At 46.1% G+C, this 22235-nt stretch carries 17 protein-coding genes; 10 read left to right on the top strand and 7 right to left on the bottom strand.

Annotated elements, in window-relative coordinates:
* Nucleotides 1–83: 83 nt before the first annotated feature.
* The 3 genes from RIG27_RS18945 to menD all read left to right on the top strand — a co-directional run bounded on the left by RIG27_RS18945 (nucleotide 84) and on the right by menD (nucleotide 5530).
* The gene (locus RIG27_RS18945; protein WP_446347689.1) at nucleotides 84–647 is read left to right on the top strand and encodes a hydrogenase maturation protease; all 564 of its coding nucleotides are present in this window, start codon (nucleotides 84–86) and stop codon (nucleotides 645–647) included.
* A 200-nt stretch (nucleotides 648–847) separates the two neighbouring features.
* Nucleotides 848–3589, top strand: coding sequence for a bifunctional acetate--CoA ligase family protein/GNAT family N-acetyltransferase (locus RIG27_RS18950; protein WP_446347691.1), 2742 nt, complete (start codon nucleotides 848–850; stop codon nucleotides 3587–3589).
* A gap of 87 nt (nucleotides 3590–3676) precedes the next feature.
* On the top strand, nucleotides 3677–5530 hold the full coding sequence (gene menD / locus RIG27_RS18955; RefSeq protein ID WP_446347693.1) for a 2-succinyl-5-enolpyruvyl-6-hydroxy-3-cyclohexene-1-carboxylic-acid synthase: 1854 nt from the start codon (nucleotides 3677–3679) through the stop codon (nucleotides 5528–5530).
* A 396-nt stretch (nucleotides 5531–5926) separates the two neighbouring features.
* On the opposite strand, the gene RIG27_RS18960 is transcribed toward menD, so the two are convergent.
* The 3 genes from RIG27_RS18960 to RIG27_RS18970 all read right to left on the bottom strand — a co-directional run bounded on the left by RIG27_RS18960 (nucleotide 5927) and on the right by RIG27_RS18970 (nucleotide 11230).
* Nucleotides 5927–6565 (bottom strand): Uma2 family endonuclease, encoded by a 639-nt coding sequence (locus RIG27_RS18960; RefSeq protein WP_446347695.1) that lies wholly within the window; start codon nucleotides 6563–6565, stop codon nucleotides 5927–5929.
* Nucleotides 6566–6647: 82 nt separating this feature from the next.
* On the bottom strand, nucleotides 6648–7574 hold the full coding sequence (locus tag RIG27_RS18965) for a hypothetical protein (RefSeq protein WP_446347697.1): 927 nt from the start codon (nucleotides 7572–7574) through the stop codon (nucleotides 6648–6650).
* Nucleotides 7575–7645: 71 nt separating this feature from the next.
* Nucleotides 7646–11230, bottom strand: coding sequence for a CHAT domain-containing protein (locus RIG27_RS18970; protein WP_446347699.1), 3585 nt, complete (start codon nucleotides 11228–11230; stop codon nucleotides 7646–7648).
* A gap of 90 nt (nucleotides 11231–11320) precedes the next feature.
* Here RIG27_RS18970 and RIG27_RS18975 point away from each other — a divergent pair, with 90 nt between their 5' ends.
* The 7 genes from RIG27_RS18975 (at nucleotide 11321) to hypE (ending at nucleotide 18274) form a co-directional block, all read left to right on the top strand.
* Complete coding sequence (locus tag RIG27_RS18975; protein WP_446347701.1) at nucleotides 11321–11899, top strand: Uma2 family endonuclease; 579 nt, start codon at nucleotides 11321–11323, stop codon at nucleotides 11897–11899.
* 172 nt (nucleotides 11900–12071) lie between these two features.
* Nucleotides 12072–14618: a carbamoyltransferase HypF gene (gene hypF, locus RIG27_RS18980; RefSeq protein WP_446347703.1), complete on the top strand. Its 2547-nt coding sequence runs from the start codon at nucleotides 12072–12074 to the stop codon at nucleotides 14616–14618.
* Nucleotides 14619–14660: 42 nt separating this feature from the next.
* Nucleotides 14661–14957, top strand: coding sequence for a hypothetical protein (locus RIG27_RS18985; protein WP_446347705.1), 297 nt, complete (start codon nucleotides 14661–14663; stop codon nucleotides 14955–14957).
* Between the two features lie 109 nt (nucleotides 14958–15066).
* Entirely contained in the window at nucleotides 15067–15312 is a 246-nt protein-coding gene (locus RIG27_RS18990; RefSeq protein ID WP_446347707.1) for a HypC/HybG/HupF family hydrogenase formation chaperone, read from the top strand.
* 69 nt (nucleotides 15313–15381) lie between these two features.
* On the top strand, nucleotides 15382–16524 hold the full coding sequence (hypD, locus tag RIG27_RS18995) for a hydrogenase formation protein HypD (RefSeq protein WP_446347709.1): 1143 nt from the start codon (nucleotides 15382–15384) through the stop codon (nucleotides 16522–16524).
* A 278-nt stretch (nucleotides 16525–16802) separates the two neighbouring features.
* Nucleotides 16803–17015 carry a tautomerase family protein gene (locus tag RIG27_RS19000; protein WP_006106176.1) on the top strand — a complete coding sequence of 71 codons (213 nt, stop codon included), beginning with the start codon at nucleotides 16803–16805 and terminating at the stop codon, nucleotides 17013–17015.
* Between the two features lie 170 nt (nucleotides 17016–17185).
* The gene (hypE, locus tag RIG27_RS19005) at nucleotides 17186–18274 is read left to right on the top strand and encodes a hydrogenase expression/formation protein HypE (RefSeq protein ID WP_446347711.1); all 1089 of its coding nucleotides are present in this window, start codon (nucleotides 17186–17188) and stop codon (nucleotides 18272–18274) included.
* Nucleotides 18275–18425: 151 nt separating this feature from the next.
* Here the strand turns inward: hypE and RIG27_RS19010 are convergent, their stop codons facing one another.
* The 4 genes from RIG27_RS19010 to RIG27_RS19025 all read right to left on the bottom strand — a co-directional run bounded on the left by RIG27_RS19010 (nucleotide 18426) and on the right by RIG27_RS19025 (nucleotide 22100).
* Nucleotides 18426–19655 carry a DNA adenine methylase gene (locus tag RIG27_RS19010; protein ID WP_446347713.1) on the bottom strand — a complete coding sequence of 410 codons (1230 nt, stop codon included), beginning with the start codon at nucleotides 19653–19655 and terminating at the stop codon, nucleotides 18426–18428.
* Complete coding sequence (locus RIG27_RS19015) at nucleotides 19655–20005, bottom strand: hypothetical protein (protein WP_446347715.1); 351 nt, start codon at nucleotides 20003–20005, stop codon at nucleotides 19655–19657. The genes RIG27_RS19010 and RIG27_RS19015 overlap by 1 nt, the downstream gene beginning before the upstream one ends.
* Nucleotides 20006–20476: 471 nt before the next feature.
* Nucleotides 20477–21694 (bottom strand): (E)-4-hydroxy-3-methylbut-2-enyl-diphosphate synthase, encoded by a 1218-nt coding sequence (gene ispG, locus RIG27_RS19020; RefSeq protein WP_446347717.1) that lies wholly within the window; start codon nucleotides 21692–21694, stop codon nucleotides 20477–20479.
* Between the two features lie 202 nt (nucleotides 21695–21896).
* Nucleotides 21897–22100, bottom strand: coding sequence for a hypothetical protein (locus RIG27_RS19025; RefSeq protein WP_446345831.1), 204 nt, complete (start codon nucleotides 22098–22100; stop codon nucleotides 21897–21899).
* Between the last annotated feature and the right edge of the window lie 135 nt (nucleotides 22101–22235).

A 22235-nucleotide genomic window follows, 5' to 3' on the forward strand; every position in this document is an offset into this window, starting at 1 on the left:
GTGGAGATCAAGGGAATGATGTTACGTTATGTAAACATCCAGTCAAGCCTGACGAAGGACAAAGGACAAAGGACCAATGACCAATGACAAATGACAAATGGGTGGTGATTGGCTATGGGAATACGCTGCGGCGGGATGACGGAGTGGGTCAAGTTGTGGCAATGGAGGTACAAGAGTGGGGATGCCTGGGGGTGCGATCGCTTTCCCTGCACCAACTGACTCCAGAATTGGCACAAACCTTAGCCACTGTGGAGGGGGCGATTTTTGTGGATGCTTATCCGGTATCTGGAGAGACAGCCACGGTGCAAGTCTTTCCCCTGCGATCGGAGGATGCTGATACAATCTCAGTCGGGCATCATTGTGATCCGCGATCGCTGTTAGCGTTAGCCCAAGTCCTTTATGATCATTCTCCCCCCGCTTGGCTGGTTACCATCCCCGCTGTTGACTTCGAGTTTGGCGAAATTCTCTCACCCATTGCCCAACAGGGAGTTACCGACGCCCTGATTCATATTCATCGCCTGTTGGCAATACCAGCGGAATCGCCGTCTCAAAAATCATCCGGTTGCACCGAGATGGGGGAGCCGGGGCAGCCGGGGGAGCTGGGGGAGCCGGGGCAGCCGGGGCAGCCGGGGGAGATGGTGAGTTAAAGAAAGCGCCACGCCCTCTTTCCGAAGTGAAGGGTAAAACTTCAAACTATTATCTTCCTCACCTTCCCATCTTCCCCACCTTCTCCAACTGAGATGGCAGATTATCAGGGAGAACCCTAGGTTTTAATCCTTGTGTGTTCAGTGTTAACCGTTCCGTTTCAATTTTTCCCCAGAAGTATTAATAAGGAAAGGAAAAAACAATGGTTAAGCCACTTAAACCAACCACCGATCCAGCTTACGATATTCTGCGTTCCGAACGTCAACCCCTGCACACCTTCTTCGCCCCCGATACCGTTGCTGTAATTGGGGCGACGGATAAAGAGGGCAGTGTGGGGCGAACCCTGCTATGGAATTTAATGAGTAATCCTTTCGGGGGAACCATTTTTCCAGTGAATCCCAAACGCCATAGTGTCCTAGGGATTCCCGCCTATTCCAGTATTAAAGACATTCCAGATCTCGTGGATCTGGCGATCATTGCTATACCCGCCCCCCTGGTACCCGGAGTCATCCAAGAGTGCGTTGATGTTGGGGTCAAAAGCGCGATTATTATTTCAGCCGGATTTAAAGAAATTGGTCCGAAGGGAGTCGAGTTAGAACAACAAATCCTGGAAACCGCCCGGGGCAAAATGCGGATTATTGGTCCGAATTGCCTGGGTTTAATGAGTCCGCGCAGTGGGTTAAATGCTACCTTTGCCAGTACCATGGCGCGTCCGGGTAATTTGGCGTTTATTAGTCAGAGTGGGGCATTATGTACCGCTGTCTTGGATTGGAGTTTTTGGGAAAATGTGGGCTTTAGTGCCTTTATTTCCATTGGTTCGATGATGGATGTGAATTGGGGGGATCTGATTTACTATCTTGGTGATGATCCCCACACCCATAGCATCGTCATTTATATGGAATCCATTGGCGATGCGCGATCGTTCCTTTCAGCGGCGCGGGAAGTGGCATTAACCAAGCCGATTATTGTGATTAAAACTGGGCGCACCGAAGCCGCCGCCAAGGCATCAGCGTCCCATACCGGTTCTTTAGCCGGAAGCGATGATGTCCTGGATGCTGCCTTCCGCCGTTGTGGGGTGGTGCGCGTGAATACTATCTCCGAACTGTTTGATATGGCAGAGGTGTGGGCGAAACAGCCCCGTCGTCCCAAAGGACCCCGCTTGACCATTATTACTAATGCCGGGGGACCAGGGGTGTTAGCAACAGACGCCTTAATTAGCGCGGGTGGTGCATTGGCAGAACTCTCTGAGGATACGGTAACTGCCCTCAACGAAATCCTGCCCCCCCATTGGAGTCATGGTAACCCCATTGATATTCTCGGTGATGCTGATCCCGATCGCTATACCAAAGCCCTCGATATTGCGGTTGAAGATCCCAATAGTGATGGATTGTTGGTGATTCTCACGCCCCAAGCCATGACTGATCCCACCCAAATTGCCGAACAGTTAAAACCTTATGCCCAGAAAGCTGGTAAACCTGTGTTTGCTAGTTGGATGGGAGGATCAGAAACCAAAACTGGGGAAACCTTACTCAACCGTGCCAGCATTCCCACCTATCCCTACCCTGATGATGCGGCGCGGTTATTTAATTTAATGTGGCAGTACAGCTACAACCTGAGTGGGATCTACGAAACGCCGATTTTACCATCATCCGAAGAAACCGGACCCGATCGCGTTTTGGCGCAACAGATGATTGAAACGGCACGCAAGGCGGGACGAACGATTCTGACGGAGTTGGAATCGAAACAACTGCTCGCTGCCTATAATATCCCGATTGTGCATACTGGGGTGGCAAAAACAGAAGAAAATGCGGTGAATTGGGCAAATTCCCTGGGATACCCAGTGGTGCTGAAACTTTTCTCGGAAACCATTACCCATAAAACTGATGTAGGTGGGGTTCAGTTAAACCTCACCGATGAAGATGCGGTGCGCTGGGCGTATAACACGATTAAATCCACGGTGACACAGAAAGTTGGGGCTGAACATTTCTTGGGGGTTACGGTTCAGGAAATGGTGCGTCAGGATGGTGCGTATGAACTGATTATCGGCAGCATCGTTGATCCGCAGTTTGGACCGGTGTTAGTGTTTGGATCTGGGGGACAGTTAGTGGAGATATTCAAGGATCGGGCGATCGCGCTACCGCCTCTGAATACCACCCTAGCGCGACGGATGATCGAACAGACGCAAATTTATAAGGCACTCCAAGGAGTACGGGGGCGTCAAGCCATTGATTTAGCCGAACTTGAGCAGATTATGGTTCGCTTTAGTCAGTTGGTGATTGAACAGCGTTGGATCAAGGAAATTGATATCAATCCCCTACAAGCGTCTTCGGATCAACTCATCGCCCTAGATGCCCGGATTATCCTCCACGATGTTGACGTTGAGGAAAACCAACTGCCCAAAACTGCGGTTTGTCCCTATCCTCAGCAATATGTCACTCCATGGCAGCTTAATGATGGTACGCCCGTGAAGATTCGTCCGATTCGCCCAGAGGATGAACCCTTAATCGTGCAATTCCACCAAACGCTATCGGATGAAAGTGTCTATTTGCGTTACTTCAGCTTAATGAAGCTGAGTCGGCGGATTGCCCATGAACGATTAACCCGCATCTGCTTTATCGACTATGATCGGGAGATGGCGCTGGTGGCAGACTATAAAGATCCGGAGACGAAAAAGCATCAAATCTTGGGCGTGGCGCGATTGAGCAAGATGCATGGGATTAATGAAGCGGAATTCGCTATGTTAATTAGTGACCCCTATCAGCGTCGCGGATTAGGGACGGAATTACTGCAACGCATTATTCAAGTGGGTCGCCAAGAGAAACTGACGCGGATTACTGCTGATATTCTGGCAGAGAATGTGCCGATGCAGAAGGTGGCGGAAAAAGTGGGGTTCCATCTCGAACGGGCAGGTAATGATTTAGTCAAAGCCGAGATTCGTTTGTAGTTAGGATTGACCCACAGACGCTGAATCGTAGGGGTACGACATGTCGTACCCCTACAGAACTTGGCTTCTGCTATAGTATGGGATGCGATGCTAATTGACTTTCGTAATACCAATACTGTCTGGGCTTCTATACTGGTGGAAACGTTAACGCGGTTGGGATTAACCACTGCCGTCTTATGTCCCGGTTCACGTTCCACCCCGCTTACTGTTGCTTTTGCACAACACAGTCAGGTTGAGGCAATTCCGATTCTCGATGAACGTTCGGCGGCGTTTTTCGCCTTGGGAGTGGCCCTAAAATCGGGGCTACCTGTGGCGTTGGTTTGTACCTCAGGAACCGCTGGGGCGAATTTCTATCCCGCGATTATTGAAGCACGAGAAAGCCGGATTCCTCTATTAATTTTAACCGCAGACCGTCCCCCAGAACTACGCGATTGTCATTCAGGGCAAACCATTGACCAAGTAAAACTCTATGGCAATTATCCCAACTGGCAAACGGAATTAGCCGTGCCTTCTCTGGAAATCGGGATGTTGAGATATCTGCGACAAACTGTAATTCACGCCTGGGAGCGATCGCGCTTTCCAGTTCCAGGTATTGTTCATTTAAATTGCCCATTCCGTGATCCTTTGGCACCGATTCCGGAAGACGACGCCACGGAGTTACAATCACAATTCCCAGCGGATGACTTCTTTGCCGGGATTACTCCCCCATCTGTGCATTCCCCCTCTCCTGCATTGGTGCAAACGATTCCCTACTCAGACTGGCAAGCGTGCGATCGCGGTTTAATTATTGCAGGTTTAGCCCAACCCCAAAACCCCAAAGCCTATTGTCAGGCTGTTGCTCAACTCTCCCAAGCCCTACATTTTCCTGTATTAGCGGAAGGGCTTTCACCCCTGAGAAACTATGCTCACCTCAATCCTTATCTGATTTCCACCTACGATTTAATTCTGCGGAATCGCCGACTCGCTCAACAGCTTACACCGACTATTGTTATTCAAATTGGCGAACTTCCCACCAGTAAAGAACTACGCGCTTGGTTAAATACTTATCAACCCCAACGTTGGATTATTGACCCCAGTCATCATAACTTAGATGCCCTGCATGGAAAAACCACACATCTGCGGATTTCCATCGAAGAAATTGTACAATTGCTAACCACGAATAAGACACAAAATCAGACTGTAGGGGCGGGTTTAACAGATAACGTTGTTCACAAAACCGATAACGGAACTAAACCCGCCCCGATGGATAAACAGGGAAAAACTGTATCACAACAAAACCCATATTACCTCAAAAAATGGTGTAACGCAGAAACGCAAGTAAGGGAAGCAATTGATCAGACAATGGCAGAAATGCCTCAATTATTTGAAGGAAAAGCCGCCTGGATACTCTCTCAATCCTTACCCACAGGGACACCCTTATTTATTGCCAATAGTATGCCCGTGCGGGATGTCGAATTCTTTTGGTCGCCAGGGAATACAGAAATTCAGCCCTGGTTTAATCGCGGTGCGAATGGTATTGATGGCACCTTATCCACAGCATTAGGAATTGCTCACCGGAATCAGAGTACAGTCATGCTAACGGGGGACTTAGCCCTATTACATGATACCAATGGCTTTTTACTCAACAATAAACTTATCGGTCATATCACCATCATCTTAATCAACAATAACGGCGGTGGTATTTTTGAGATGTTACCTATTTCTGAATTCGAGCCACCCTTTGAAGAATTCTTTGCCACCCCCCAAAATATCACTTTTGCCCAACTGTGTCTAACGTATGGTGTCGAACATCAACGGATTGAATCGTGGCAACAATTACAGCAATTACTGAATCCATTACCGAGTAAAGGAATTCGAGTATTAGAAATATCCACAAATCGCAAAACAGACGCAACGTGGCGACAAACCCATCTAAGTTCGTTCGTAGTCAGGGAACCTTAGCTTTTCCAAGTTTGCCGTAAGAACATTAACCTTTGATGTTGGGTTTCCTGGGTCAACCCAACCGACAACCATTCCTCTTAAATCTGTCAGCATCATAATTATTAGTAACCCCCCGTCACCCGCCAAGAACTCAAGTTCTTGGCTTATAGCTTAAGTCCACTGAAGTGGACTAAGTAGTCGGACATAAATAAACAGCACTGTACCCAAAAGCCAAAAATGCTTGTAACCTTTGCCTCAAGGCAATTAGAGTCACATTTACAAAACTTTATACAATTCCCAAAACTTTTGTCCGACTACTTAAAACTCGTGTTTAGTCGTCTTTAGACGACTTAAGCTTTTAGCCAGGGATTTGAATCCCTGGCGGGTTGTTGCGACAGGTGTTAACATTTTTATTCATTAAGCATTGAGTCCTTGTTCAAAAGCGTCAATCGCTTCAATTTGGTCAGAAATGAAAACACACTGTTCGAGCAAAGCTATATCTAATCCTGGCAATAATTCACTGGTTACGGTTTGTTCATACCCATACGTGTCCTCAAAGACAGATGGCGTTTCCTCTCGTAAATGGTAAAGTTTGAGTCGATTCGTTTTCCAGAGCCATACCTCAGTGACTCCCAAGCGTCGATAGATATCTAGCTTATCAATACTCCCACTGGTAAGAATAACTTCCACCGCTAAATCTGGGATATCTTTTTCCTCTCCGATGCAATAACATTCATCCGGTTCAGCGCCCACTTTTTTAAGTTGCTTCTTGACTCTGGTACTCCCCATTGGCGTGTGCTTGATTCGGTTTTTTATCAAATAAAACTCGATCAGAGTGGCTAGACGCTTTTTGAGTTTTTCATGTCTCAAAGACGGTGACACGATTTCTAACACTCCATCCAAATAGGTGATGCGGTAATGAGAGTTGTCTCCCAGTTTTACTAGGAGGGCTTCGTATTGATTCCAGCTTACCTCACTGGTTGTGAATCTCTCCTCCGGGTCATCAATTTGAGTCAATTCTGGCTCGTTAATCAGTTCTTGGAGACTATTTACCATTATTTCTTGTCCTATTTAGTCAGGTTAGAGTTGATTGCGATCGCGTAATTATTTCTCAGTAACTGGACAGCATTATTACCCTTTATTTTTCTTGGTGGCGGCTGACACTGAATACAAGGTAGTTGTAGGGAATTACCTCTGTGGGGTCGAATTGGCTGACTATTTGACCGTTAGTTGGATTGTATACCCAGTCTTCCCAATCCCAGCTAGTTTGTAGAGATTCAGGAATTTGTATAGCCAGATAGTAACCTTCGGCAAGGCGTGCGCGGCTGCTGTCTTTGCTAAAGTCAAGTCCCAGGTCAAACTTTTGAGCTGTATAATTTTTGTAGTGATTAGCCAATGAGTTGATGAAAGCAATACCTAGCTCAGAGAAAAGGGCAATTGCTGGGTTGGCAATCATTGTAAATAAGGTAAGTCCTGGCTGAAATAAAGGAGACTCTAGACGTTTAAGTATACGTTCATCTTCTTCATTCTTGACGTTAACAGCGGCACAACGAAATGCCACACCTTGGACGCCTACATTCAGTGCTGTAAAAATCGGTTGATTTATATTGGCTACTGATTTCTCACGGACTCGCTGAGTCGTTGGAAAGTTCAGCGATTCTACATGATCCTTGAGTTGATGAGTCGCCTCAAAATTAAATAATATTTGGTGCGTTCCGCCACCAGGATAAGCTTCTACATACATCTGCTTGAGTATGATTTGAATGGGGGTATTCTGTAGCGTGTGGTCAGCATTAATATCGCTGGCTGATTGGATAGATAGTTCTGCGTTATTTAATTCAGGAACTGAATATCCAAAAATATGTGGGTGCAACCAGGGTTGAGGTCGTAACCTTAGATCTTCTAGAATACCAAACTTTGTCGGATCTGCCGTTACTTTGTATTGGGCAGCTTCTAGAGCATCGGCAAGTTCATCCTCACCTACCTCCCGTAATTTAGCAGCAGCTTCCTGCGGTGGTAGTTCACCAATTGTGAGTAAGTCGTCGAACCAATTGTCTGTAGTCATGTTTAACCTTGTTTTGTCATTTATTGTCAAGTAATAGAGTAATAATACTTTGGTATAAGAACGCTATCCGCTTAACCTCCTCTAGGTTTCAGAGACTGTTCAATCAACGTAATCAACTGCTTTGTATCTTGTATATCCGCTGCTGCCCTATCGCCGAAGATTTGAAAGTTACAAAGAGCTGCTTGGGCGTATCGCAATGCCTCATCGAAACGACTAGCTTGCGTTAAGACAAGGGCAACATTGAAGCGGGTGTTGGCAGCACCGTAGACATTTCTCTGCGCTTCTTCGTAACGAATGGTCTCCCGATAGTTCCAAAAGGCACGATTTAAGTCGCCCGCACTTCTGCAAATGTTACCGATTTGATTATGCGCCACCGCCAAATCTTTCACGGCATTCTGGGGCAATAGATTAAGCGCCTGAGCGCAGTAATGCAAGGCTTCATTAAGGTGACGCAATTTTTCATCTGGCTGGCTGGTTGTTTGAGCTTCTTGAAAGCGTTCGTGGGCAACTCTCCCCAACTCATTGAAACACTTGCTACGTCCCAAGCGATCCTGCTGATCGCGGAGTTCTAGGCTGCGCTGATACCACTGTTCTGCTTTGTGTAGGTTACGGATAGCAGGTATTTGTGTGTAGGCATGACCCAGATTGAGGGAGCAGACGGCAGCACCAGCTTTGTCGCCGATTCGCTCTAATAAGGCGAGTGCTTTTTCGTAAGCGGTAACACAATCAGATTTACCTTGTTCTCGCAGAATTTGCCCCAGTTCATGCAACGAGCAGCTCAGTGTGCGAATAGTCCTGCAATCTATACTGTTTAACGTCTCTGGAGGCGCAGCGAGAGCAGAAGAAGCCTGTTGACACGCCCATTCCATTCTAGCGCGATGCAGTCGCTCTGCCTCTTCCCACTGCTGACCTTCGCGGGCAAGTTCCACGCGATACTCAGTAATGATTGCCCATTCTTCTTCACGTCCAGGCAGTGAGCCGTCAGTAGATGGCTCAACGAAGTGTGGAATAAGCTCCTCCACCAACCTTGCCCACTCTAATCGGCGACCTGTATGTTCGTAGAGTGTTCGTAAACCCTGCACCATCTTCATCAGCGCCAGCCACCAACCATTGGCTTGTGCTAGCTTTCGAGCGTATAGTAGGTTGGCTTCCTCAAGATTCAGAAGGATCACGAGATCGCGATTGCCTCCATCATATTGATTGTTGGAGTAGTTCGCCAACACACCTATTGCTTCGACGTAAGCATGGGAAGCTAATGTAGGATTATTGCCCTCATCTGATAGATAGTATTGGTCGAAGAGTTTCTTGAAGTACCATGGTAGAACTGGGTGGATACGATACCAGTTTTCAACAAGCCTGATAAGCATACCAACTTCGACAGCTCGATCCAGTAAGGCTATACCAGCCTCAAATGTCAAGCCGCGCACAGTTGACACGCACCACTCTGCTTCAGGGAGACCCATTAGACACAAAGCTCCCACATTCACAAATCCTTGGAAGAAGTACAGTAAAGCTAACTGCTGCCTTTCCTCCTCAGTGAAAGCATTCCTAAAGCCGTAACTCAACGACGCTCCCAAAGATTTTGATCGCCCTTCACGCTCATCATCATCAATTTCAGCCTCACCAGAACGTAACTGAAGGACAAAATCTTCAATCTGTTCTCTACTTCTCAACCCATTCCGTAGCGCCTGACCGACCACAACAGTAATAGTCATCGGATTACCGTGACTGTATCGCAACAAAGGTCGCCAGTCTTCCACCTCCGTTAGCTGATGTCCGTATTTCTTCGCCACCGCCTTGGCTAACTGCACTCGTTCCCGCATCGGCATTGGTAGGATAGTAATTCGGTGCGGCAAATCACCCAGCCACCCTTGCTCATCCCGGCGGGAGGTTAACAAGAATTTTGCCTTTGTTTGCTGCGCCTCTCGTAAAAAATCTACCAGTTCTTGTTGCTCAACCCCACTCCACGCCGACTCTGTACCCGTAGGAAAGCCAGCGACTGGCTCAACATTATCCCAAATCCACAGTACAGGTACTTGCTGCAACAGTTGCAGGGCGGTATCCCGCCGTTGTTCATCACTCAATGTTAGCCAGTGAACTCCCAGCGCTTCTAACTGACGTTCAAACACCTGACCCATCTTATCCAGCACTCGCGCTAAAGGCAGATACCGCTCAAAGGAGGTAAACAAAACCAATCCCTTCACACCGCCAGTCAAAAGATACCAGCGCCCAAACTCAGCCACCGTGGAGGTTTTGCCACTCCCTGCATAAGCGTGTAGCAAAACGATAGATTGGGTATCGAAAGCGCGGTCAATCCCTAGCAGTGTTTCATCGCGTCCTAAAAAACCCGCTTCTGGGTGTTTGGGCAATTGCCCATCAAGTCCCCTACTACTCAGATAAGCTAGACTTCCCTCTCCTTGCAAGAGAGAGGCTGGGGGAGAGGTTAATCGAATCGCATTGGGTACAGTCTCATATACCACTGGCACTAACCAATCTTGTAGCGTTTGTGCCTCATAAGCAATTGCCCGCAGGGGTTGGTCGTATAATTGCTGGCGTCCTGGGGTGACAGCTTCACCGAGGGTTTGACCTTGGGCAAGCGCCGCATACAGTTTAGCCACAAATTCAGCAGCCGTAACCACATAGACTTTGTAGCGCATTGCCACCACACCCACTACTCCCGCTTTCATCACCTCCTGCGCGAGGGAACCATAAGCACTTGTCTGGTTATCTGCCAGAGTTTTACCCGGTTGAGTGGGTGCTTCTGTGTAAGCCGAACGACAAGCATTGAGAACTAACAACGAGACTTCTGTCTCTGCTAGCAATTGACCAATTCGCTTGCCATGTACTGGTTCTCGATTCTTCTGATAGTCAGGTTTCTCAAATAATAAATAGCCCCGCATCCGTTTCGGATTTGCTGGCTTTCCCGAATCCTTGGCATAGGGGTCTTCATACACCCCATGTCCATCAAAATGAACGATATGATAAGGCTTTCCCTCGGCTTTGGCTTGTCGCAGCACTTCCTCCAACCGTTGAAAAGTTGGGGGACGCAAAACATCGAGTTGAAATATCTCACGGGCGCTATCTGTCAATCCCCGAATTAATTGGGTGGCGACAGAGCGAAATGGTACATCATTGCCACCTTGGGGGCGACAAATGACCAGCAGAATCCGCATTTTACTGCTGTCTGTTTCGGGAAGCTGGGGAGGCTGTTGGGGATTAGGGTGCGTGCGGACAAACGCCCCCGTCTGTAACACCAATGGCAAATTATGATCAGGATTATGAATGAGTTCCCAGGGAATAGCCGCCGCATCGGTAACACCCGTGACAATTTCTACACGAGTATGATTCAGTCGGTGGCGAAATTGTGACCAAATTTGGCGGGTGTCGTCGTTGGCTTGAAATAGTTTCTCGAACAGTTCCCCCCCAATGGCTACCATTTGCTGTTCAATAGTTGCTGCAATTGTCGGCGCGGGGATTTGCGGGTATTCAAGGAAGTCTTCCAGATACCAGCGGATTTTTTCTTGGTCTTGTTCGTTGATGTTGAACTTAAAATAGACTCTTGTACTCTGACTCGTTACTTTGTCGTCTAGAACAACATCTACTCGGTAAGAGTCGGGTGGGTTTTCAACCTGTTGAGTGAGGCGAAGTGTTAACATTCACAACATGGATCGATTAGTCATTTAATCTACTTTAACTCATGACTGAGAATTTATAATAAAATGAAGCTCTAAGCTGATATCCAACCTATGACCGTAACCCCCCTTCCACTCACCAATATTCGCCTGATTACTACGGCTGATTACCATCGAATGGCAGAGGTCGGTATTTTAGCAGCGGATGAAAAAGTTGAACTCATCGCCGGACAAATAATTCAGAAAATGCCCAAAGGTCCTGCCCATAGCGCACTTTGTAAACGTCTTGAAAAATGTTTGGAAAAGCTTCTGGGGGATCAAGTCTTAGTACGACTGCAAGATCCGATTCAACTCGATACCTACTCAGAACCAGAACCTGACATTGCCGTCGTCCATCCCAATGCTAACTTTTATGCTGACTATCATCCTCGCCCAGAGGAGGTTTATCTGATTGTCGAAATTGCTGATACCACAATCAATCGAGATTTAGGAAGTAAAGCCAATCTTTACGCCGCCGCAGGTATTGTTGACTATTGGGTGTTTAATCTGACAACCCAGCAACTCCACGTTTTTAGAGATCCTCAATTAGATGGTTACCAACGTCAGTTAATTCTCAAATGGAAACAGTCGATTGATATCCTGGCTTTTCCTAATTGTATGATTACGGTGAACGAGTGTTTTAGAATACGATAAATTTGCTTTAAAGGACATATCATTTGGTAGAGACGTTCCGGCGGAACGTCTCTTGTCCTAATCAATGTGTCTAGTGCTATAAAACCACGGCTGACTTGGCAAGCTGAAATTGATACATTACCCTGGTAGGGGCACCATCCTTGCGCCCATAAATATTAGGGGAGAAAAGCGAATGGCAATCAACAATCATCCATCCCCAATCAGCCAGGAAGAAATTCGCGTGCGCGGTACAGTACAAGGTGTGGGATTTCGCCCAACGGTGTATCGTTTGGCAAAGGCGTGTAATCTAGTCGGAGAAGTCTGTAATGATGGTCAAGGCGTCTTAATTTACGTATCAGGAACAACAGACGCGATCGCAGATTTTGTGCAACGCTTACAAACAGACTGCCCTCCCCTTGCCAAGATTGAATCGATTGACCGTACTTTTTATCAAGGCGATCGCATTTTCTGTGATTTTACCATTACCCAGAGTGTCAATAGTACTGTTCAAACTCAAATACCTGCTGACGCCGCCACCTGTCCCCAATGTCAAGCCGAAACCTTTGATTCGCGATCGCGTTGGTACAATTACCCGTTTACTAATTGTACCCATTGTGGTCCCCGTCTAAGCATTATTCGCTCGATTCCCTATGACCGTAAACAGACTAGCATGGCAGAGTTTGCGATGTGTCCCGATTGCGATAGGGAATACCACGATATCGAAAATCGCCGCTTCCACGCCCAACCGATCGCTTGTCCCGTTTGTGGTCCAAGGGTATGGTTAGAACGGGCAAATGGTGAAAAAATTGATACAGCTAACCCCATCGATACTGTTTGTACCTTGCTGAAACAGGGGGAAATTGTGGCGATTAAAGGATTAGGTGGGATTCATTTAGCCTGCGATGCCACCAATGAAACCACAGTACAACAGTTGCGATCGCGTAAGCAACGGTATCATAAACCCTTTGCGTTGATGGCGCGAGATTTAGGGGTGATTGAACGGTATTGTACTCTGAATGCTCAGGAAAAGGAATTATTACAAAGTCCCGCCGCACCTATTGTTTTAATTGATGTTATCCCGAATCGCGACAATTGTAGAGACGTGCCATGGCACGTCTCTACAGCAAAAATTGCGGATTCAGTCGCACCGGGACAAACAACGTTGGGGTTTATGCTACCCTATACTCCCCTACACCATCTAGTCATGCAACGACTGGATTATCCGATTATTTTAACCAGTGGGAATCTCTCCGATGAACCGCAATGTATCGATAATCAAGACGCTCGTTTAAAATTAAGCAAAATCGCTGATTATTTGCTGCTGCATAACCGTGATATTGTCAATCGTGTCGATGATTCTGTGGTGCGAGTTATTCCCTCTAAACGACAACCTCAAAACTTTGATGGGGGCGGGTTTAGTCACATCAGGGTGACAAAAAACGATAATTGTGAAACCCGCCCCTACAGACGAACTATGGCAAGACATATCCACACCCAAACCCTACGCCGCGCCCGTGGATATGCCCCCAAACCTATTCCTTTACCCCCAGGATTTGACCCTTGTCCACCGATTCTGGCGATGGGGAGTGAACTAAAAAATACAGTCTGTTTATTGCGAGACGGACAAGCAATTTTATCTCAACATTTAGGCGACTTAGAGAATGCTGCCGCCTTTAACGCTTACCAGGATACCCTAAATCTATACCTAAACTTATTTGACCATAAACCGAGTGCGATCGCGACAGACAAACATCCCGAATACCTATCGACGAAACTCGGACAAGAACTCGCTACCGCTAATAATCTCCCCTTACAGTCTATCCAACATCATCATGCCCATATTGCCGCTTGTATGGCAGAAAATTGTATCCCACTCAATACTCCCCCCATATTAGGAATCGCCTTAGATGGATTAGGCTATGGTGAAGATGGCACAATTTGGGGGGGAGAATTCCTCTTAGCTGATTATCAGGGATTTAAACGATTAGGTAAATTTAAACCCATCGCCATGATTGGCGGAGAACAGGCAATTTATCAACCTTGGCGCAATACCTACGCCCATTTAATGGCAGCATTGGACTGGAACAAGTTAAAACAAGAGTATGGGGATTTAGACCTGATTCAATTTCTGGATCAAAAACCTCATCCCTTGCTGAATCAACTTATGGAAAAAGGGATTAACTCACCCCTCGCCTCATCTGCTGGACGATTATTTGATGCAGTGGCGGCGGCGTTGGGGATTTGTCGGGCAGACTGTAGCTATGAAGGGCAAGCCGCGATTGAAATGGAAACCCTGGTTACCCCAGATAGTTTAAATTATGTTAAAGAAGTCGGGGCATATCCCTTTACTATTGGCAAACTAGATCAGGAAACAGAATTAATTTTAGACCCTTATCCCCTATGGCTTGCATTATTGGACGATTTACAGCAAACTATTATGTCAAAGTCCCTCATTGCCGCCAAATTTCACCAAGGATTAGCCGACGCGATCGCGAATATGGTTCAGCAGTTACGTCCTGATTTAATCAGCAATCAAGTGATCCTCACCGGAGGTGTGTTTCAAAACAGGATTTTATTGACCCAAGTTAGGGAAAATTTAGAGAGGATGGGGATGACAGTATTGACACACAGCCGAGTTCCACCCAATGATGGAGGACTATCCTTAGGACAAGCCGTAATTGCCGCTGCACAATCCCTCAGTTATCGGGAGAGATTGAAACAAAACGTAGGGGCAGATTGAAACAAAACGTAGAGACAGATTGAAACAAAACGTAGGGGCAGATTGAAACAAAACGTAGGGGCGGGTTTAGGGACAATTGTAGGGGCGGGTTTAGGGACAATTGTAGGGGCGGGTTTAGGGACAATTGTAGGGGCGGGTTTAGGGACTCAATTAGATGTCACCGATAACCTTTCAACAAAACCCGCCCTCCCTACCGATAACCTTTCAACAAAACCCGCCCTCCCTACCGATAACCTTTCAACAAAACCCGCCCACCCTACCGATAACCATTCAACAAAACCCGCCCGCCCAAACCATAACCAGTCCGCAAAACACGCCCTCCATACAGATAAACTTTAAAAACAACCCGCCCTAACTAAGTATAACATTTCAACAAAACCAGCCCTACTACAAATTCAAACCTATGCTTTCTCAGGACAACAAACAACCCACAAAGGACAACAGAAAAATGTGTTTAGGCATTCCCGGTCAAATTACTGAAATAACGGATAGAGAACATCAACTCGCCATGGTTAATATTAGCGGCGTCCAACGCCAAGTTAATATTGCCTGTATTATTGATGAAAATCATCCCATTGACGCTTGTGTTAACAATTGGGTATTAGTTCATGTCGGCTTCGCTATGAATCGCCTCGACGAACAAGAAGCCGCCGAAACCTTACAACTACTCCAAGAACTCGCCTTAGCCGAATGACAAATGACAAATGACGAATGACAAATGACAAATGACAAATGACAAATGACAAATGACAAATGACAAACTATGAAATACGTTGACGAATTTCGCGATCCCCAAAAAGCCAAAGCCCTACTGCGAGAAATCCAAACCTTAACCACTCAATTAGGCAAAACCTCAACCCAACCCCTAAAAGTGATGGAAGTCTGTGGCGGTCATACCCATTCCATCTTTAAATATGGACTAGAAGAAATCTTACCCGACACCATCGAATTAATCCATGGTCCCGGCTGTCCCGTCTGTGTCATGCCCAGGGGACGTTTAGATGACGCGATCGCGATCGCGGATTATCCTAATGTTATCCTCACCACCTTTGGTGACGCCATGCGGGTTCCTGGTTCCCAGAAAAGCCTCCTCCAAGCCAAAGCAACTGGGGCGGATATTCGTATGGTGTATTCTCCCCTAGATAGCCTGCAAATTGCTAAAGACAACCCCGATAAAGAGGTAGTTTTCTTCGGACTTGGCTTTGAAACCACCGCCCCGAGTACCGCATTAACTATCCTACAGGCTGATGCTGAAGGACTGCAAAACTTCAGTATGTTCTGCAATCACGTTTTAGTTATTCCCGCCTTACAAGCCTTATTAGACAATCCCGATTTACAACTCGATGCCTTTATTGGTCCCGGTCATGTCAGCATGGTTATTGGTACAGAACCCTATCAATTTATTGCCCAACAGTACCAAAAACCCTTAGTGGTTTCCGGTTTTGAACCCTTGGATATTTTGCAATCCCTGTGGATGATTTTGCAGCAACTGATTCAAGGACGCTGTGAGGTAGGAAACCAATATGATCGCATCGTCCAACCCCAAGGAAATCGTGTCGCCTTAGACGCCATGAATACCGTCTTTGAAGTGCGGCAAAAATTTGAATGGCGAGGACTCGGTGATATTCCCAATTCCGGATTCAAAATTCGCTCAAAATACGCCCAATTTGATGCCGAAGTTAAATTTACCCTTCCCAATCGTCAAGTTGCCGATCACAAAGCCTGTCAATGTGGCGAAATCCTCAAAGGCGTCATGAAACCTTGGCAATGTAAAGTTTTTGGTACCGCTTGTACACCAGAAAACCCAATTGGAACCTGTATGGTATCCTCAGAAGGAGCCTGTGCTGCCTATTACAAATATGGACGCCTATCCAAAGTCACCAAAACCGCCGTCGGCATCAATTAACCCCCTGTAGGGGCGACCCGCCTGCATAAATTAACAACACCATTCCACTCAATGACATCGGGTCGCCCTTTACTCAATTGCATCAGGTCACCCTCTCCTCAACCCCCTGTATCAGAACGTGTTTCTTGAGAGTTAAAACAGTCGAGGGAGAACATTTGTCAAGGTGGGTTTAGCCCCCAAACTTTATCCACCAAACCGATAATTAAACTACAAAATCAGTCTGTTTTCCCCCATACAATGCTGTTAAAACACAGTTTTAGATTGGAGAATAAACGGTTATGCCATTTGTCACTGTTCAGATTGCTAAAGGTCACTCTGTTGATCAAAAACGTGAACTTGCCAAAGCCCTCACGGATACCCTTGTTTCCACCTTAGGCACGAAACCCGAATGGGTCACAATTCACATTGATGAATTTGAGCGCGAAAATTGGGCAGTTGGCGGTGAATTACATTCCGATAAACCGGGTAAAGGAGGTAAGCATCACACATAAAGGAGGTGGGGAAGATGAGGGAGATGGGGGAGATGAGAAAGATAGGGAAAATTGTGTAGGGGCGGGTTTCACTACTATCTTTTGAAATGGTGCGTTACGCTTACGCTCTCCTCACCCTACACCCGCCCCGACTACATAACAAATGACAAATGACAAATGACAAATGACAAATGACAAATAATCAAAATCCTCTCTTCCAAAAAATCGAACAAATCCGACGCCGCCCTAATAAAGTTAAAGATACCGCCATCACCCTCGCACATGGTAGTGGGGGTAAAGCGATGCGGGATTTAATTGATGATATTTTTGTCGGCAGTTTCGATAACCCCATCCTCTCCCAACTCGAAGATCAAGCCACGATTCCCCTCGCCCAACTCATCAGTCAGGGGGATCGATTAGCGTTTACCACTGATTCTTATGTCGTTGATCCCCTATTTTTTCCCGGTAGTAATATTGGTGAATTAGCGATTAATGGTACGGTCAATGATTTAGCGGTTAGTGGGGCAAAACCTCTCTATTTAACCTGTAGCATGATCATGGAAGAAGGACTTCCAGTTGAAACCTTACGGCAAGTCGTTCTGAGTATGAAAACAGCCGCCGATGCTGCTGGGGTGCAAATCGTTACGGGGGATACCAAAGTCGTTCATCGGGGTTCGGCGGATAAACTATTTATTAATACAGCCGGAATTGGCGTAATTAGAGACAATGTTTCTAGTTCCGCCCATCAGATTAAACCCGGTGATGCTGTAATTATTAATGGTAAATTGGGAGATCATGGCGCAGCTATTTTAATCGCCCGTGGGGAATTGGCATTATCAACGGATATAAAAAGCGATTGTCAACCGTTAAATGGGTTAGTGGATGCCATTCTTGAGGTTTGTCCTGATATTCATGCGATGCGGGATGCAACTCGTGGTGGTGTCGCAACGGTGTTAAATGAATTTGCCCAAAGTTCTGAGGTGGGGATTCGTTTAGATGAAGCATCGATTCCGATTCGGGAAGAGGTGAATGGAGTTTGTGAAATATTAGGATTAGATCCGCTATATCTCGCCAATGAAGGGAAACTGGTAGTTATTGTACCGCGATCGCACGCTGAATCAGTATTATCGGCGATGAAGTCTCACCCAGCCGGAAAGGATTCCTGTATTGTCGGTGAAGTGATTGATTCACCTGCGGGCGTAGTATTGCTGCAAACGGCGTTTGGGGCAGAACGGATTGTTGATATGCTGGTGGGTGATCAATTACCCAGAATTTGTTAATCGGTGTACTGTACAAATTGCTAAAAAAAATGAGGTTATAATACCAAATCTGCCTTTAAAACCCTCTTTTTGCCAATTATCCCCCGTTTTTCCCTCCTCCAAACAAATACTCAAAATTAATGGGTTCGCCACGGAGTAAATTTTTGACTGGCTATTTTATATTCTCTTTCCATGTCGCATAAACACAGTATTCAAACAGTTCTTTCTTGCTGTTTCGCTTGCGAATAACTTGACTGCCAATGTTGGTATATCCTAGTTGCTTTAAGGAGTCTTCCAAAAGTTTTTCCGTATTAACTAGAATCCCATAGAACGAAGAATTACCGACAATGTATGAAAGCACTGCGTTATCCTGTAAGTTGTGACGCAAATTATCAAAATGTAAGTGCATATCATAGAAATATTTATCGACATATTTTGCCATAAGCCAAGCATTCTTATTTTCTGATTCCCGTATTTGGGAAACAATCCTGTTCAGCGAACCTGACAATTCTATTCCATTAGAGTCCCAATTCTGTAATCTGCTCGTCGCCACACCCCACGTTCCCCCAATAGCTTGCCAGTCTATCTCACCCGCTTCTTTGGCAGTATCTAGAAACTTTGTCCAATACATATACGGACGAAGTTCACGGATGTAACTCATCCGATTGGGATAAGGTGGTGAGGTTACAACATGAGAATACTTCACGTCATTGGATACAGAGTACCGTGAATCAGAATATAATACAGTTGCCTTGCCTGCTAACGGGTAACTTATACTATTAACTATCGTCTCAATAATCACTTGGTAAAGCTGTTCAATCTGTTCAATTTCATACCGACTCACTTGCTCATAAAACGACATCGATACATGATTAAAGGCGGCGGAAGAGGTTTCAATCACTAAACGACAAAAAGCGACCCATGCCAAGGAAGAAATATCACCCGCTTTCGGTTCACCAAATTCGCTGACCAAGGCTTGCCGAAGTGCTGCTATAATTTTTAATGTATGTGTACTCCACCAGCGAGTAATGTTATAAATATTAGGAATCCAGCACTCTTGGTTGATTAAAAATTTGCATTGATGAATCGTTGTTTTAATCCTCTGATTCAAGTCATCCAGTTCCGAGACCGAATAATTTCGGCATTTGGCATTACCCAGCCAGATCAGAAATCTATTAATATCTAAACAATGAGCTTGTAATCCCTGTTCAGCAGCAACTAAACCCGTTGTAGCTGTTCCAGAGAAAGGGTCAAGAATCAATGATTCAGGGGGAATCTTGTGAATAATCTCTGACACTAATTTGACTGAGTAAGCAGGGGTGAGTCGTAACCATCCATGCCTTCCCAGTTTTTGGTTGTATTTAAAGGTGTAATCTGACCTTTGCTTAACCTTAATAGCCATTATTCAGCACTCAGCAATATTTCCAGAACCTCATGGATCTCATGCTTAATATCATCCGATTTCCTCTGAAAAAAATCTGCCAGATCATATCCTAGCACCTGTTCACAAAAGGCATAGAGTGAGATTTTGGAATCACCATTCATTGTGCCAATCAGAATTCCACAACGGTTATTCCGATATCTCAACACAATATCTGAATCTATCTGTGCTGAAAATATGGCAAAGACAGGCAGATAATCATTTGCCCAAGCCACTGTAGCATTGTCTATGTCAGCATTCTGACGCTTGCTATCTTTGCTCTTATATCCCTGTCTCACCTCAAATACAATACCATTAGAGGGTTGAGTCACTTCACCTAAGCCATTGTCAAGTATCTAAACCAACCCAAGAATAAAACGAATCAGCCCCGTAGAGGACTTTAAATTCTTGAACTGAGAAACCTTTATTTGAGTTTCCCTGACCAAACTTTGGGCGATAGTCTTTGCATTTTCTAATCGGTTGAAGAAAGGTTTCTAGATACTCCTGTTCATCTGGCACATTAAGCTGTAATGCATTTAAATTGGGTATTAGTAGCGAGCAAGATGCAAAGCCTGCGGCATGGCTTCGCTTAACGCACTACAAGGATTGTGCCATTATTGATATTAAGGTTTAAATGCCGAACAGCTTATTGGTCATTGATCAATTGATATCATGTCCGGCGAAACAGTCATCATTTCCTTTTCTCTGGCAACCTTATTTCTTCCCTTCTGCCTTGGAGCCTTCTGCCCTCTACCTTAGATTGATGCAATTTTAGGGGTACGATATATTGTACCCCGACTAACTTAGGGATCGATCCAACGATCATCCGCTTTAATCAAATTAATTAACTCCTCCACTCCCTGATCTTCCGGCACCTTCTTAATCTCTTCGCGTCCCCGATACAGGGAAATATAACCCGGTTGCTTACCTACATAGCCATAATCCGCATCTGCCATCTCCCCCGGACCATTGACAATACAACCCATCACGGCAATATCTAAACCCGTCAGGTGTTTCGTCGCTTCCCGAACTTCGTGCAGTACGTCTTCTAAATTAAACAATGTACGACCGCAGGACGGACAGGCGACGTATTCTACCATGGTTTTCCGCAGTCCCAAAGCCTGGAGAATGCTATAGCAAACTGGGATTTCTTTTTCTGGCGCTTCCGTCAGGGAAACGCGAATTGTATCCCCAATTCCTTCGGCTAATAGCGTACCAATACCCGCTGTAGATTTAATCCGTCCATATTCCCCATCACCGGCTTCTGTAACACCGAGATGCAAGGGGTAATCCATTCCCAACTCATCCATACGTCGTACCATCAACCGATACGCCGCCAGCATGACGGGAACACGGGAAGCTTTCAGGGAAATCACCAAATTGCGGAAGTCGAGGGATTCACAGATTCGGATAAATTCCAGCGCCGATTCCACCATCCCTTCCGGGGTATCGCCGTAGGTAAATAGCATCCGTTCAGCCAGGGAACCGTGATTCACCCCGATTCGCATGGCTTTCCCTTGGTCGCGTAGGGAAATGACGAGAGGTGCTAAGGTTTCTTTAATCTTTGCGCCAATTTGTTCAAATTCAGCTTGAGTATACTCGGTGCGATCGCTCTTTGGTTTCTCGAACACATATAACCCTGGATTAATCCGCACTTTATCCACATGCTTGGCGACTTCTAGGGCTATTTTCATCCCGTTGTGGTGAACATCAGCCACCAAGGGAACCTCTTGGTACGTCTGAATCAGTTTCTCCTTGATTTGGGCGAGGGCTTTAGCGTGCGCCATACTGGGAACCGTGACTCGGACTATCTCACAGCCAATTTCATGCAGGCGGCGAATCCCCGCCACGGAACCCTCAAGATCTAAGGTATCTTCATTAATCATCGACTGCACCACCACCGGATGTCCGCCACCAATGGTGACATTCCCGACGGATACCGGGCGGGTTTGGCGACGGTGGATAACGGTATCTAAGGCTGGGGGTTTGGGGGCAGTTTGAGGGGTTGGAAGTGTTTGCATAACCTATCGGGATAATTTCTGTAACCAGACTATCTGTATGTTCTCTATTCTCTCAGAGTGCCACAGTTGGGGCGATTTTGGGTTAAGGCAACAGAAAGTGCGATCGCGCTGTTCGTAGTGAGCGCTGTCTTCGCTTCTGACTCCCCTCAGTTCACTCCAATTTCAACGTTCGTAGTGAGCGCTGTCTTCGCTTCCGACTCAACTACTCCGGAAAATCAGGGATCACCCACTTGGGAGGTTCCATCATTTTCTTCCGTCGCGCCTCCTCAGCTATCTCATACATTTTATCCAGTGACGTCTCATTGATAAATGTTGAGGCTTTAGCCGCATACTCCTTGTGGGGACATTTATCACCCAATACACAACCATTGACGCAGGCTTCAGCACAGTTTATGGTAGGTTCCACTTCTCCCCTCCTTATTTCCAGCTTCGTCGGACAATTTTAAACGCTATATCCTATTTCTCTATATTTACAAATTTTAATGCATTTAACCGAGTCTGGGGAATATAGTCTTATTGTTTGACAACTAGCCTATATTTT

The organism is Coleofasciculus sp. F4-SAH-05 (assembly GCF_040222985.1).
Lineage (GTDB): Bacteria > Cyanobacteriota > Cyanobacteriia > Cyanobacteriales > Coleofasciculaceae > Coleofasciculus > Coleofasciculus chthonoplastes.

Bases quoted from the DNA above. Each gene is read 5' to 3' on its own strand.
- RIG27_RS19000 (WP_006106176.1), top strand. From the start codon at position 16,803: ATGCCATTTGTCACTGTTCAGATTGCTAAAGGTCACTCTGTTGATCAA.
- ispG (WP_446347717.1), bottom strand. From the start codon at position 21,694: ATGCAAACACTTCCAACCCCTCAAACTGCCCCCAAACCCCCAGCCTTA.
- RIG27_RS19010 (WP_446347713.1), bottom strand. From the start codon at position 19,655: ATGGCTATTAAGGTTAAGCAAAGGTCAGATTACACCTTTAAATACAAC.
- menD (WP_446347693.1), top strand. From the start codon at position 3,677: ATGCTAATTGACTTTCGTAATACCAATACTGTCTGGGCTTCTATACTG.
- hypD (WP_446347709.1), top strand. From the start codon at position 15,382: ATGAAATACGTTGACGAATTTCGCGATCCCCAAAAAGCCAAAGCCCTA.
- hypF (WP_446347703.1), top strand. From the start codon at position 12,072: ATGGCAATCAACAATCATCCATCCCCAATCAGCCAGGAAGAAATTCGC.
- hypE (WP_446347711.1), top strand. From the start codon at position 17,186: ATGACAAATAATCAAAATCCTCTCTTCCAAAAAATCGAACAAATCCGA.
- RIG27_RS18970 (WP_446347699.1), bottom strand. From the start codon at position 11,230: ATGTTAACACTTCGCCTCACTCAACAGGTTGAAAACCCACCCGACTCT.
- RIG27_RS18975 (WP_446347701.1), top strand. From the start codon at position 11,321: ATGACCGTAACCCCCCTTCCACTCACCAATATTCGCCTGATTACTACG.
- RIG27_RS18960 (WP_446347695.1), bottom strand. From the start codon at position 6,565: ATGGTAAATAGTCTCCAAGAACTGATTAACGAGCCAGAATTGACTCAA.
- RIG27_RS18965 (WP_446347697.1), bottom strand. From the start codon at position 7,574: ATGACTACAGACAATTGGTTCGACGACTTACTCACAATTGGTGAACTA.
- RIG27_RS18945 (WP_446347689.1), top strand. From the start codon at position 84: ATGACAAATGACAAATGGGTGGTGATTGGCTATGGGAATACGCTGCGG.
- RIG27_RS18990 (WP_446347707.1), top strand. From the start codon at position 15,067: ATGTGTTTAGGCATTCCCGGTCAAATTACTGAAATAACGGATAGAGAA.
- RIG27_RS18950 (WP_446347691.1), top strand. From the start codon at position 848: ATGGTTAAGCCACTTAAACCAACCACCGATCCAGCTTACGATATTCTG.